The organism is Klebsiella sp. 141162 (assembly GCF_050600755.1).
GTDB lineage: Bacteria > Pseudomonadota > Gammaproteobacteria > Enterobacterales > Enterobacteriaceae > Klebsiella > Klebsiella aerogenes.
On sequence record NZ_JAQIRI010000006.1, the window covers coordinates 93,918 to 107,621 of the forward strand.

Sequence of the window (13,704 nt, forward strand, 5' to 3'; positions counted from 1 at the left end):
TCCTCAAGAGTTTTGTTGCTGTGGACGGTGACGATAAGCCCAAACCATCATAATGATACCCGCAAGCACCATCGGGATCGAAAGAATCTGCCCCATGCTGATGTACTGCACCCAGCCGCCGGTAAACTGCGCGTCCGGCTGGCGGAAGAATTCCACAATAATGCGGAACAGGCCGTAGCCAATCAGGAACAGGCCGGAAACGGAACCGGTCGGGCGCGGTTTACGGATAAACAGATTCAGGATCAGGAATAGCACCACGCCTTCCAGCGCCAGCTCATAAAGCTGCGAGGCATGACGCGGCAGCGCGCCGTAGGTATCGAATAATGATTGCCATTCCGGATGCGACGGCAGCAGCGCCAGGTCCTCAGCGCGCGAGCCCGGGAAAATCATCGCGTAGTGGAAGTTCGGGTCAACGCGGCCCCACAGCTCGCCGTTGATAAAGTTGCCCAGACGCCCGGCGCCGAGGCCAAACGGGATCAGCGGCGCGATGAAGTCGGAAACCTGGAAGAAGGTGCGCTTGGTGCGTTTGGCGAAGATAATCATCACCAGAATCACGCCGATCAGGCCGCCGTGGAACGACATGCCGCCATCCCAGACGCGGAACAGATATAGCGGGTCGCTAAGGAAGACCGGCAGGTTGTAGAACATCACATAGCCGATACGGCCGCCGAGGAATACGCCGAGGAAGCCCGCGTAGAGCAGGTTTTCCACTTCATTTTTCGTCCAGCCGCTGCCCGGACGATTAGCCCGACGGGTGGCCAGCCACATCGCAAAGACGAAACCAACCAGGTACATTAAGCCGTACCAGTGGAGAGAGACCGGTCCAATGGAAAATATTACCGGATCGAACTCCGGAAAATGCAGGTAGCCACTATTCATCTGTCACCATAAAGACTTGTTATTCCGCCGAAAGTGGACAGCGGTGATGATCCGTGCCCGCATAAAACGGGCACTCCGAAGGAGGCGAATGATAGCATAAGCATGTAGTGCGATCCGCGCCGAACGTGTAAAAGATATGTATACGGATGCTAACAGAGTGCGGTTTTTCCCGGGCTCGCTACTCGCGGTGCCGTTTTTTTTGTCGGGTGGCGGCTAACGCCTTACCCGACCTACGGTCCGTGCGGCCTGCCTTTAATTTATTCACCACGCTGGCTGACACTGCTGGTGCTGGCGATCTCAAAATCCCCGGTGGCGCTGCCGCTTACCGGGGCTACAGCACGATGCGATTTGGTAGCCCGGAGAAGGCGCAACGTGCGGCGTCCGGGAAAAACCCTTAAAAAGTTGCAAACCGATAACAGTATGTAAGTTACCGTCCGCCGCGGATCAGGCCGCCGAGACCGCGGCGCTCCATAAACGCCGCCACCTGGTGGCGCACTTCGGTGGTCATCTGCGCTTCCAGACTGCGCCGTGACAGCTCCTGCGCTTCTTCGATATCGATACGGCGTAGCAGATATTTCACGCGCGCGACCGAACGGCCGTTCATCGACAAATGGCGATAGCCGAGGCCCACCAGGATGGTGACGCACATCGGGTCGCCGGCCATTTCGCCGCACAGGCGCAGATCGATACCAAAACGCTCGGCATCATGGGCGATCATCGCCAGCGCCCGCAATACAGCAGGATGCAGGCAGTCGTACATATTGGCGACGCGGGTATTGTTGCGGTCGACCGCGAGGATGTATTGCGTCAGGTCGTTGGTGCCGACCGAGATGAAGTCGATGCGGTTCGCCAACTGCGGCAGCATAAAGACCATAGACGGCACTTCCAGCATCACCCCAAGGCGCGGGCGGGGAATCGCATAGCCAATCATCTCTTCGACTTCACGGCTGGCGCGCTCAATCAGGCGGCGGGCTTCATCAACTTCTTCGAGGCTGGTGACCATCGGCAGCAGTATACTGAGGTTGCCGGTGGCGGCATTGGCACGCAGCATGGCGCGCACCTGGATCAAGAAGATCTCCGGCTGATCGAGCGTAATACGGATCCCGCGCCAGCCAAGGCACGGGTTCTCTTCGCTAATCGGCATATACGGCAGTTGCTTATCGGCGCCGATATCCAGCGTACGCAGGGTCACGGGCTTGCTGTTAAACATCTGCAGCATGCCCTGATACTGGGCGACCTGCTCCTCTTCGGAGGGGAAGCCGCTCTGTAACATAAACGGAATTTCGGTGCGGTAAAGCCCGATACCATCGATAAAGCTGCCAAGCTTCTCTTCATGCTCCGGGCTCAGACCGGCGTTGAGCATCACTTTTACCCGCTCGCCGCTTTTCAGCTCGGAAGCGCGTTCGAGATCGTCTTCCGCCAGCCGGCTCAGCTCGTTCTCTTCGCTGATTAACCGCTGATACTCCTGTAGCAGCACCGGTTCGGGATCGACCAATAGATCGCCGCGGTAACCATCAACGATCAGCATATGGCCATGCAGCAGTGACGGCTGAATGTCGGCGCCCATTACCGTCGGGATGCCCAACGCACGCACCATGATCGCCGCGTGGGAGTTGGCCGCGCCGTCGCGCACCACCACCCCGACTAAGCGGTCCTGCGGCACTTCCGCAAGCGTGGTAGCCGACAGTTCGTCAGCCACCAGGATAATGCGCTCAGGCCAGGTATTCGGCCCCTGGGTGGTGTCGTCGAGATGGAACAACAGCCGCTGCCCGAGAGTACGTAAATCCCCCGCCCGCTCTTTCAGATAGCCATCGCTGAGCGCGGCAAACTGCTCGGCAAATTTTTCAATGACCTTTTTCACCGCCCATTCGGCGACGGAGCCTTTGTCGACTTCATCGAATAGCTCACGGCGCAGGCGCGCATCGGATAGCAGGTGCGAATAGAGGTCAAAAATAGCCGCCGTCTCTTTTTGCGCCCCGGCGGCGTAGCGTTTGCTGTAGCGACGAAACTCATTCGCCGCTTCTTCCAGCGCGCCGGTGAGACGTTCGCGCTCGGAAGCGGTATCCAGCGTCGAGGCCTCGTAGACCTGCTCCATCAATGGCAGGCTGGCATCCATCCAGCCTTCGGCAATCGCTACCCCGGATGATGCCGGCAGCGCGCGGATGCGTGTCTGTCGATACTGCCCAAATAGCGCATTCAGCTGCGATTGGGAGAGAATCGCCGCCATCTGGGTGGCGAGGGTGACAAGGAAGGACTCTTCGCTTTCATCGAACTGGCGCAGCTCACGCTGCTGGACTACCAGCACACCCAGCAGCTGACGCCGCTGGATGATCGGCACGCCAAGGAAGGCGCGGAAACGCTCCTCCTTAACAGCCGGGATGTATTTAAAGCTGGGATGCTTTTGCGCATCGGCCAGGTTGATCGGCTCGGCCAGTCGCCCCACCAGGCCCACGAGACCTTCATCAAATGCGAGTGCGACCGTACGTCCGCGAGGTTTTTTCAGCCCGCGCGTGGCCATCAGGTAATAGCAGCGTCGATCGTTGTCAGCCAGATAAACCGAACAAACTTCCGTTTCCATCGCTTTACAGACATCCGTAACCAGGATATCCAGCGCCTCGTTTAAACGCGGCGCGCTGGCGACCTTCTCGACTATTTCTCGCAACCGAGTGAGCATAATGTGCGTGGCTTAACCTCTTTTACGTCGATAAGCAGGCGCGCTTTGCGGCTTTGGTGTGGTTTCAGCAAGCGACATGGTGACGCCCGCGAACTCTTTCATCACCCGGCGGTAAACGTCGCGCTTAAACGACACCACCTGACGAACCGGGTACCAGTAACTTACCCATCGCCAGCCATCAAACTCAGGTGTACTGCTGGTTTGCATATTAATAGCCGTATCGCTGCCGACCAGTTGTAGAAGAAACCACTTCTGCTTCTGACCGATACAAACCGGCTTTGTGTCCCAACGCACCAAACGTTTAGGCAGCTTGTAACGCAGCCAGTTACGGGTTGAGGCCAGGATCCGCACATCTTTGCGGCTTAACCCAACCTCTTCGAACAATTCCCGATACATTGCCTGCTCGGCGGACTCGCCTGGATTAATGCCCCCTTGCGGGAACTGCCACGAGTGCTGACCATAGCGCCGGGCCCACATCACCTGGCCCTGGCGGTTACAGATTACAATGCCGACATTTGGGCGGTAGCCATCGTCATCAATCACCGGACTACCTCAAAATAAGCTTCAATGTGAATGATTGTTTCACACTCGTTGGAAACGGTAAACCACTCTCTGTGTGGCGTGATAACGAATAACATTTGAATAACTCACAGTAATCACCCGAGTTATAAACAGTGAACGCCATCCCCGGGCCATTTTATTCACTTTTTCTGTGGATAGAGTTGTGAAGAAGTACGGAATTAACCAGGGAAAACCCAGAGTAGTCCGAACGACGTAGAGATAGGGCTTCTTAATAATGACATACTATTCATTAAGTTATCATAGTTCATACCGACAAATTACAGCATAACGTGATGATCATCACATATGCGATCCGGCAACTGATGAAAGATCGAACAATGCCGCTTTTATCCACAGATAAAGCACACTCGTCGGGCACATTTTGTCTAAAAATTCGATTTTCGTCGCACGTCAAGGCTGTAAATCGAACCAGTAGTGAGGCTTTTCCCCAGTTATCCCATTTTTCTGTGGATAACATGGTGTAAGATCCTGTTCATTGTCAGTGACCAGTTCTGGAAAACCCGTTTTCACTGTTTTCACAAGCGGAAAAATGGGACAAAAAACATATATAAATCATCACATTGGTATAGTTACCCATAAAAAGGTAAACTCTATCCACAACGCACAAAAATAGCGCTCACTTTTTAACCAGAGGTTTTCCATCATGTCAGCCATCGCTCCGCTTACCGCTCCGCCGCAAAGTCAGGAGCAACTTCTTGCTCAGGCCCAGCGGCTGGCGGGTTATTCACTGGGTGAACTGGCGGCGCTGGCGGGGATCCCCATTCCCCGCGATTTGAAACGCGACAAAGGCTGGATTGGCATCCTGCTGGAGATTTGGCTGGGCGCCAGCGCCGGAAGCAAACCCGAGCAGGATTTCGCCGCCTTAGGCGTGGAGCTGAAAACTATCCCCATCGACCGCCAGGGGCGTCCGCTGGAGACCACGTTTGTTTGCGTGGCGCCGCTAACCGGCAATAGCGGCGTGACCTGGGAAAGCAGCCACGTGCGGCATAAGCTACAGCGCGTGCTGTGGATCCCGGTAGAAGGCGAACGCGAGATCCCGCTCGCGGAACGCCGCGTCGGCGCGCCGCTATTGTGGACGCCAGACGAGGAAGAAGATCGCCAGCTACGCATGGATTGGGAAGAGTTGATGGATCTTATCGTGCTTGGCCAGGTTGAACGAATCACCGCCCGCCACGGCGAGGTGCTGCAACTACGCCCAAAGGCGGCCAACAGCAAGGCGCTAACGGAAGCGATCGGCGCCCACGGCGAGCCGATCCTCACCCTGCCGCGCGGCTTTTATCTGAAAAAGAACTTCACCGCCGCGCTGCTGGCGCGTCATTTTCTATTAGGTCATGAATAATTTTTTGTTCTGCCATAACGCCTGCATATAATTACCACTTTATTTTTTGCAGGACTTTGAACAATGTTATTTGCATGGATAACCGATCCTAACGCCTGGCTGGCGCTCGGCACGCTGACGCTGCTGGAGATCGTTCTCGGGATCGATAATATTATTTTTCTCTCTCTGGTTGTTGCTAAGCTTCCCACCGCCCAACGCGCCCATGCGCGGCGCATCGGGTTAATGGGAGCCATGCTGATGCGTCTCGGCCTGCTGGCGTCTATCGCCTGGGTCGTTAAGCTCACCAACCCGCTCTTCACCGTATTTGGTCAGGAGATCTCGTTTCGCGACCTGATCCTGCTGCTCGGCGGCCTGTTCCTGATCTGGAAAGCGAGTAAAGAGATCCACGAATCGATTGAAGGCGAGGAAGAAGGTCTTAAAACCAACGTCCACTCCTTCTTTGGCGCCATCGTGCAGATCATGCTGCTGGATATCATCTTCAGCCTTGATTCAGTCATTACCGCCGTCGGCCTCTCCGATCATCTGTTTATTATGATGGCCGCGGTGGTGATTGCGGTTGGGGTGATGATGTTTGCCGCACGTCCGATCGGCGACTTCGTTGACCGTCATCCGTCGGTCAAAATGTTGGCGTTGTCGTTTCTGATCCTGGTCGGCTTCACGCTGATGCTGGAGAGCTTCGATGTGCATGTACCAAAAGGCTACATCTACTTCGCGATGTTCTTCTCTATTGCGGTCGAAACCCTCAACCTGATGCGCAATAAGAAAAACCCGCTGTAAGCCACAAAATTGCAGTCCGGAAGCGGGCTGCAATCCTTTTTAAGACTTTACTGCTTTTTATGTCTCACAAATCAGGCTATTAATATACTGGTACGAGGTGCGGCCATAAGAGAGGTAATGACGATGAAAAAATGGGCAGTATTGATTTCCGCCGTAGGACTGGCGTTCTCGGTTTCCGGTTGCAGCAGCGATTATGTCATGGCGACAAAAGACGGACGTATGATTCTTACCGACGGTAAACCGGCGGTTGACGATGACACCGGTTTGATAAGCTACGAAGATCAGCAAGGCAATAAAATGCAGATCAACCGCGACGACGTGTCACAAATTATTAAGCGTTAAGCTTTTTCGTCGGTTAACAGCATAATTACCGACAACCACAGCCACAGAAAAGAGTCGGGATCCCCCTGCTATATCCCCAGGGCAGCCCCCTTCAGGATCTCCAGACCCGGCTTTTTTGATATTTTCCCTTTCTCTTTTTCTCTCCCTCTGCCATGTTGTTATTCCCATCAGCCTGCAAGCGCTTTGAAGTTTGTGGGGAGATAGTTTTGTCGGGAAACTCCTGACCTTGTTGATAAAAATAAGGAAGCCGGCTATGCAGTATCACCGTATCCCACACAGTTCTCTTGAAATCAGCACGCTGGGGCTGGGCACAATGACCTTTGGTGAGCAAAATAGCGAGGCCGACGCTCATGAACAGCTCGACTACGCCGTAAGTCAGGGAATCAACCTGATTGATGTCGCCGAAATGTATCCTGTCCCGCCGCGCCCGGAAACCCAGGGGCTGACCGAAACCTACGTCGGCAACTGGCTGGCGAAACGCGGCAACCGCGAAAAGCTGGTTATCGCCTCTAAAGTCAGCGGCCCGGCGCGCAATAACGACAGCAGCATTCGCCCGAACCACGCGCTGGATCGCAAAAATATTCGCGACGCGCTGCACGACAGCCTCAAGCGTCTGCAAACCGATTATCTCGACCTCTATCAGGTCCACTGGCCGCAGCGCCAGACCAACTGTTTCGGCAAGCTGGGCTATACCTGGAGCGACTCCGCGCCGGTGGTCACCCTTCTCGATACGCTGGAAGCGCTCACCGAATTCCAGCGCGCCGGTAAAATTCGCTATATCGGCGTCTCTAACGAAACCGCCTTTGGCGTCATGCGCTATCTGCATCTGGCCGATAAGCACGACCTGCCACGCATCGTCACGATTCAAAACCCGTACAGCCTGCTTAACCGCAGCTACGAAGTGGGGCTGGCGGAAGTGAGCCAGTATGAGGGCGTTGAGCTGCTGGCGTATTCATGCCTGGCGTTCGGTACGCTCACCGGTAAGTACCTCAACGGCGCGCAGCCGGCCGGCGCACGCAATACGCTATTTAGCCGCTTTACCCGCTACAGCGGCGAGCAGGCGCAGAAAGCGGTGGCCGCTTATGTGGACATTGCCAAACGCCACAATCTCGATCCGGCGCAAATGGCGCTGGCCTTTGTGCGTCGTCAGCCGTTTGTCGCCAGCACCCTGCTCGGAGCCACGACCATGGAGCAGCTCAAGACCAACGTCGAGAGTTTGCATCTTGAGCTGAGCGAAGAGGTGTTAGCGGAGATTGAAGCGGCGCATAAGGTGTATACCTACCCGGCGCCGTAAGGGAGTAAAGCCCCGGATAGCGGCTGGCGCCTTATCCGGGCTACACAACCCGCGATATTCGGTAGTTCGGTAGCCCGGCTAAGCGTAGCGCAAGCCGGGGGGAGTCCCGGATAGCGGCTGGCGCCTTATCCGGGCTACACAACCCGCGACCTTCGGTAGTTCGGTAGCCCGGCTAAGCGTAGCGCAAGCCGGGGGGTGTCCCGGATAGCGGCTGGCGCCTTATCCGGGCTACACAACCCGCGACATTCGGTAGTTCGGTAGCCCGGCTAAGCGTAGCGCAAGCCGGGGGGAGTCCCGGATAGCGGCTGGCGCCTTATCCGGGCTACACCACCAGCGACATTCGGTAGTTCGGTAGCCCGGCTAAGCGTAGCGCAAGCCGGGGATTATTTACGCCGTCCCCACCACCACAACGCGGCAATGGCTAGCGCAAAGACCGCGCCAAACCCTATCCCCACGCCAACCGGCGGGATCCCAACGCTGACCGCCAGCGAGTACAGCCCCAGCATTAGCAGCATCGCCACGTTTTCACCGAGGTTCTGCACCGCAATGGCGTTGCCTGCGCCAACGGTATGTTTCCCGCGTTCCTGCAGCAGCGCGTTCAGCGGCACGATAAAGAAGCCGCCGCATACACCGAGCAGCAGCAGTAGGCCAAATGCTGGCAGTAGCGACTGCTGCACCGCGAAGACTATCACCGCGACGCCAATCAATATCCCGGCAGGCATACAGCGCGAGACGGTTTCCAGCGTTACCAGCTTCGCCGCTGCGCCTGCGCCAACTACAATCCCGACGGCGACCATCGCATTGAGGTAGGTCGGCATTGCGTTGCTGGTGATCCCAAGCGCCACCGGCACCCAAATCACCAGCAGGAAGCGCAGCGTCACCCCCGCCCCCCAGAACAAGCTGGTGCCCATCAATGAAAAACGCGTTTCGCTATTACGCCACAGCGTTTTACAGGCGCTGAAAAAGCTTTGGGTCATCGGCCGGAAACGCCACGACTGTCCAGGACGGGCGGCCGGTAGCTTCGGGATCCACAGGTTAGCGACCACTGCGCCGCCATAAACCAGCGCACAAACGATAAGCGCCGCCAGCACGTGCCAGTCCGCAAGAATGCCGCCCGCCATCGACCCCAGCAGGATCGCCGCGATGGTCGACGACTCCATCAGCCCGTTAGCCTTCACTAACTTATCGCCGGTGGTCAGCTCGCCGAGAATACCGTATTTCGCCGGCGAATAGGCCGCCGCGCCGATCCCCACCAGCGTATAGCCGATAAACGGATTGACGCCAAAGCAAATGCACCCGGCGCCGAGCAGCTTCAGTCCGTTAGCGACCATCATTACCCGGCCTTTGGCGAAGCTGTCGGCAAACTGCCCGACAAACGGCGCAAAGAGAATGTAAGCGCCCACAAACAACATCTGCAATACCGGCTGGCTCCACTCCGGATAGTAGAGCTGCTTCATCAGCGCCAGGGTGGCGAACAGCAGCGCATTATCGCCGAAGGCCGACAGGAACTGGGCGCAGATCACCGCCATCATCCCTTTCGAGTACAGTGAAGCGTTAGTGTGCACTGACTCACTCATTTGAATGTTCCGCCTCTTCTACCATACCTTTCAGGGTGACAAAGTCTGGCTTGCCGCTACCCAGCACCGGCAGCTGTTTCAGCCAGCGAATATCGCGCGGCACCGCCAGTTCCGGTACGCCATGTTCACGTGCGTAGCGCAGCAGCTTTTCGCGATTGAGTTCATTATCGGTGGTAAACAGCACCAGCGCCTCGCCTTTGCTGGCGTCCTGCTTAATGGCCGTGGCGTGCATTTTGTCCGGCGAGACCGCCAAAGCGACCTGCTCGACCATCTCCAGCGAGACCATTTCGCCGGCGATTTTGGCGAAGCGTTTGGCGCGGCCCTGGATACGCACGTATCCCTGCTCGTCAAAGACGACGATATCGCCGGTGTCGTACCAGCCGCTCTCCACTTCACCGTACTGGTTTTCCGCCGTCGGCGCTTCCAGCACGCCGGGGTTTTCTACCCGCAAATAGCCTTTCATGATGTTAGGCCCTTTTAACTGCAGTCGGCCTCCCTGTTCGATGCCGGGCATCGCCAGCAATCGGGCATCCATCCCCGGAAGAATGCGTCCGACGGTGCCGACTTTCGCCGCCATCGGAACGTTGATGGAGACCACCGGCGCGCATTCGGTCACGCCGTAGCCTTCAAGGATGCGCAGGCCGAATTTGTCCTGCCACAGCTGTTTGGTACTGTCCTGCAGTTTTTCCGCCCCTGCCACCACATAGCGCAGACGATAAAAATCATACGGGTTGGCAAAGCGGGCATAGTTGGCGAGGAAGGTTGAGGTGCCGAACAACACGGTACAGTTACGATCGTAGACCAGCTCCGGCACCACCCGATAGTGCAGCGGGCTTGGATAGAGGAACACTTCCGCGCCGGTAAACAGCGGCGTCAGCAGGCCGACCGTCAGGCCGAAGGAGTGGAACAGCGGCAGTGCCGACATAAAGCGATCGTTGGCGGTAAAGTCGGCGATGGTTTTAATCTGTTCCACGTTAGCCAGCAGGCTTTTATGGCTATGCACCACCCCTTTTGGATTCCCCTCCGAGCCGGAGGTAAAGAGGATCATCGCCGCATCTTCCGGCTGCTGCTTGACCTGCGCCAGACGCGGCGCCAGCAGATGGCTAAAAATCCACAGCTTGTCGGCGGTAGTGACATCGCCTTTCAGATCTTCCAGAAACACCCAGCGCACCTGAGTCAGCTGCTCCGGCAGGTGCCAGAGCTTGCCCTTATCGAGGAAGGTACGGGAAGTAAAAATGGTTTTGATTTCCGCGGCGGTAATCGCGCTAGTGAGCCCTTTGACGCCGGCGGTATAGTTCATCATTGCCGGGATACGCCCGCGGGCAATCGCGCCGAAAATCACCGCCGCGCTAATACCGGCGTTAGGCAGCATCAGGCCGATTTTCTCGCCCTGCGCGCTGTATTTTTCCAGAATACGCGCCACGAACAGCGTTTTGGTCAACAGTTTACGGTAGGTATCCGGCTGGAAATTAATATCTTCCACGCAGTTTTTGCGCGCGCCAAAGCGGTCCTGCGCCGCCAGTAGCGACTCATACAACGTTTCACGCGGACGCACGGCCATACGCGCTTCCATCATAATCTGGTGCAGCATTTCGCCGGCGATTTTTCGCCGATCGCGGGCGCGCGGCGCTTCCGGCATCGGCAGATGCGTCGGCGGCAGTAAATGGAGCTGAATACGCGGGAACAGGCGGCGTTTTACCAGCCCCTTCAGGCGGCTGAACGGCGTAAGTTCGGCGCCTTCAATTCGCAGCGGCACAATAGTCGCTTTCGACTTCGCCGCCACAAACGCCGCGCCGTCATAGATTTTCATCAGCGAACCGCTCACCGAAATACGCCCTTCCGGGAAGATAACGACCGGACGCCCCTGCTCAATCAGGCGCACCAGATGCTTAATTGACATCGGTTTGGTGGGGTCCAGCGGCACAAAGTCGATAAGCGGCGTCAGCGCCCGCATAAACCAGCGCTGGCTAATCGAGGTATAGACCGCAAACACCGGCCGAACGGGCAGAAAGAGCGCCAGTAAAATACCGTCGAGAAATGAGACATGATTTGGCGTAATTAATACTTTTTCCTGATAAAGCGCCTGAGTGTCTCCGGTCAATCGTACCCGGTACAATCCTTTGAACAGTAATCGAAAAAATCCCAACAGCATAACGACTCCGCGTGGCTGATTTAGTATTCCGAGCAGGTTACATGAGAAGGCGGGGAAAAGCAGTGTGGGGGAAGAAAATTCAGAATAAAAAAAACCTGCGCATCCGCGCAGGTCGGTGCAAGATAATCAGTACGAAGTGCGTACTTAAGAAACTCACCAATCAATACCTCTGGGACCCTGATTGTCGCGTTTTTACCCACGACCGCGCCAGCGCGAAAACGCAAGGGAATGAGCCTAAGTGCAACCAGGTATTGCGATTTTCGCTGTCTGTAACAGGCTGAATGACAGGCAAAAAAAAACCTGCGCATCTGCGCAGGTTGGTGTAATTAAGTGGTCAACGTGACGTTGACTCCACCTATCAATACCTCTGGGATAGCCAGAGTATCAATGCATCACTCAACGAAACCAGCGAACATTCGCAACAGCTAATCGCAAAGTGTAAGCAAAGATGAGAATTCTCTTTTCATCGTTGCATCCCACGCATTGTGCTGTGTAACTTTGTCACCGCTAATCTCCGTCTGCGTCACATTTGTATCAACCAGAATAGCTGTAGCCTTGAATCTGCTGCGCTTTCCCGTAACATAACTATTATGTAAACGCTTACCCTAAAAAAGGTCCGGTATGGCGACAATTAAGGATGTAGCCCGACTCGCTGGAGTGTCCGTCGCTACCGTCTCACGCGTTATCAACAACTCGCCAAAAGCGAGTGAAGCCTCTCGTCAGTCGGTAACGGCGGCGATGGAAACGCTGAACTACCACCCCAACGCCAACGCCCGCGCGCTGGCGCAGCAGTCGACGGAAACCATCGGCCTGGTGGTGGGCGACGTTTCCGATCCCTTCTTCGGCGCGATGGTCAAAGCCGTCGAACAGGTGGCCTACGGCACCGGTAATTTTCTGCTTATCGGCAACGGCTACCACAACGTGCAAAAGGAACGTCAGGCGATTGAACAACTCATTCGCCACCGCTGCGCGGCGCTGGTGGTACACGCTAAAATGATCCCCGACGACGAGCTGGCAGGGCTGATGAAACAGATCCCCGGCATGGTGTTGATCAACCGCATCGTTCCCGGTTTCGAGCAGCGCAGCGTGGCGCTTGACGACCGCTACGGCGCCTGGCTGGCGACCCGCCATCTGATTCAGCAGGGCCACAGCCGCATTGGCTATATTTGCTCCAACCACGCGATTTCCGATGCCGAAGACCGGCTGCAAGGTTATTACGATGCCCTGAAAGAGAGCGGCCTGCCCGTCAATGACCGGCTGGTCACCTTCGCCGAGCCTGACGAAAGCGGCGGCGAGCTGGCGATGACCGAGCTATTAGGCCGCGGCAGAAACTTTACCGCCGTCGCCTGTTACAACGATTCAATGGCCGCCGGCGCAATGGGGGTGCTCAACGACAATGGTATCGAGGTGCCGCAGGAAATTTCGCTGATTGGCTTCGATGACGTACTGATCTCGCGCTACGTGCGCCCCCGCCTGACCACCGTGCGTTATCCGATCGTCACCATGGCGACCCAGGCGGCGGAGCTGGCCCTGGCATTGGCGGAACAGCGCCCGGCGCCGGAAATCACCCACCTCTTCAGCCCGACGCTGGTGCGCCGTCACTCGGTGATAACGCCCGCGGAAAGTGACAAGTCGTAGCGGTAGAGGTTCACGGCGGTGGCCGGGTAATCCAGCCCCTCGCCGATATAGCGCCAGCCAAAGCGTTCGTAAAAGTCGCGGCAGGCGGAATAGAGATAAAGCTGTGAATAACCGCACTGGCGGGCATAGTCGATAACGTGCTGCTGCAGCTTACCGGCCAACCCCTGCCCGCGCGCCGTTTCGGCGACAAACAGCGCCGCCATCCAGGGGAATAGATCCTGACGGCTTATCAAATCGCAACGCCACAGCCCTATGGTCCCCAATAGCGCCTCGCCTTCGGTGGCGATAAAGGTCAGCGGCAGCGCCCCTGGCGTTTGGCTATGTTCAACAATACTGCTAAAAAACGCCTGCGGTAAGGCATCGTCGGCAAAAGCCTGCCATAGCCACTCCGCCACCAGCGGCGCATGCTGCGGCGCGGCGTACAACGGTTGAATCTGCATTTTTACCCCC

At 56.6% G+C, this 13,704-nt stretch carries 12 protein-coding genes; 6 read left to right on the top strand and 6 right to left on the bottom strand.

All coding sequences use genetic code 11. The features are described 5' to 3' along the window. Window positions 1-3 precede the first annotated feature (3 nt). The 3 genes from lgt to rppH form a co-directional block, all read right to left on the bottom strand. Window positions 4-879, bottom strand: coding sequence for a prolipoprotein diacylglyceryl transferase (lgt, locus tag PGR23_RS17040; protein WP_015369928.1), 876 nt, complete (start codon window positions 877-879; stop codon window positions 4-6). Window positions 880-1,306: 427 nt separating this feature from the next. Beyond that, window positions 1,307-3,553 carry a phosphoenolpyruvate--protein phosphotransferase gene (gene ptsP, locus PGR23_RS17045; RefSeq protein ID WP_015369927.1) on the bottom strand — a complete coding sequence of 749 codons (2,247 nt, stop codon included), beginning with the start codon at window positions 3,551-3,553 and terminating at the stop codon, window positions 1,307-1,309. Between the two features lie 12 nt (window positions 3,554-3,565). Further along, window positions 3,566-4,096, bottom strand: a complete 531-nt coding sequence (rppH, locus tag PGR23_RS17050) for an RNA pyrophosphohydrolase (RefSeq protein ID WP_015703328.1) — start codon at window positions 4,094-4,096, stop codon at window positions 3,566-3,568. A gap of 453 nt (window positions 4,097-4,549) precedes the next feature. On the opposite strand from rppH, the gene PGR23_RS17055 reads away from it, so the two are divergent. The 5 genes from PGR23_RS17055 to PGR23_RS17075 all read left to right on the top strand — a co-directional run bounded on the left by PGR23_RS17055 (window position 4,550) and on the right by PGR23_RS17075 (window position 7,887). After that, the gene (locus PGR23_RS17055) at window positions 4,550-4,714 is read left to right on the top strand and encodes a hypothetical protein (RefSeq protein WP_223683768.1); all 165 of its coding nucleotides are present in this window, start codon (window positions 4,550-4,552) and stop codon (window positions 4,712-4,714) included. 64 nt (window positions 4,715-4,778) lie between these two features. Then, window positions 4,779-5,474 carry a DNA mismatch repair endonuclease MutH gene (gene mutH / locus PGR23_RS17060; protein ID WP_047044200.1) on the top strand — a complete coding sequence of 232 codons (696 nt, stop codon included), beginning with the start codon at window positions 4,779-4,781 and terminating at the stop codon, window positions 5,472-5,474. Between the two features lie 63 nt (window positions 5,475-5,537). Beyond that, window positions 5,538-6,251 (top strand): TerC family protein, encoded by a 714-nt coding sequence (locus PGR23_RS17065; protein ID WP_045396707.1) that lies wholly within the window; start codon window positions 5,538-5,540, stop codon window positions 6,249-6,251. Between the two features lie 123 nt (window positions 6,252-6,374). Next, the gene (locus PGR23_RS17070; RefSeq protein ID WP_004867116.1) at window positions 6,375-6,593 is read left to right on the top strand and encodes a YgdI/YgdR family lipoprotein; all 219 of its coding nucleotides are present in this window, start codon (window positions 6,375-6,377) and stop codon (window positions 6,591-6,593) included. Between the two features lie 253 nt (window positions 6,594-6,846). Further along, window positions 6,847-7,887, top strand: a complete 1,041-nt coding sequence (locus PGR23_RS17075) for an NADP(H)-dependent aldo-keto reductase (RefSeq protein WP_047044198.1) — start codon at window positions 6,847-6,849, stop codon at window positions 7,885-7,887. A gap of 383 nt (window positions 7,888-8,270) precedes the next feature. On the opposite strand, the gene lplT is transcribed toward PGR23_RS17075, so the two are convergent. Together lplT and aas are read right to left on the bottom strand one after the other, a co-directional pair. Next, a complete protein-coding gene (gene lplT / locus PGR23_RS17080) occupies window positions 8,271-9,464 on the bottom strand; it encodes a lysophospholipid transporter LplT (protein WP_045396702.1) in 1,194 nt (397 codons plus the stop codon). Further along, window positions 9,457-11,616: a bifunctional acyl-ACP--phospholipid O-acyltransferase/long-chain-fatty-acid--ACP ligase gene (aas, locus tag PGR23_RS17085; protein ID WP_045396698.1), complete on the bottom strand. Its 2,160-nt coding sequence runs from the start codon at window positions 11,614-11,616 to the stop codon at window positions 9,457-9,459. Before aas ends, lplT begins: the two co-directional genes overlap by 8 nt. Window positions 11,617-12,237: 621 nt before the next feature. Between aas and galR the strand changes: the two genes are divergently transcribed. Next, window positions 12,238-13,254 carry an HTH-type transcriptional regulator GalR gene (gene galR / locus PGR23_RS17090; RefSeq protein ID WP_047065280.1) on the top strand — a complete coding sequence of 339 codons (1,017 nt, stop codon included), beginning with the start codon at window positions 12,238-12,240 and terminating at the stop codon, window positions 13,252-13,254. Here the strand turns inward: galR and PGR23_RS17095 are convergent. After that, complete coding sequence (locus PGR23_RS17095) at window positions 13,215-13,694, bottom strand: GNAT family N-acetyltransferase (RefSeq protein WP_047078960.1); 480 nt, start codon at window positions 13,692-13,694, stop codon at window positions 13,215-13,217. The genes galR and PGR23_RS17095 overlap by 40 nt on opposite strands. Window positions 13,695-13,704 lie beyond the last annotated feature (10 nt).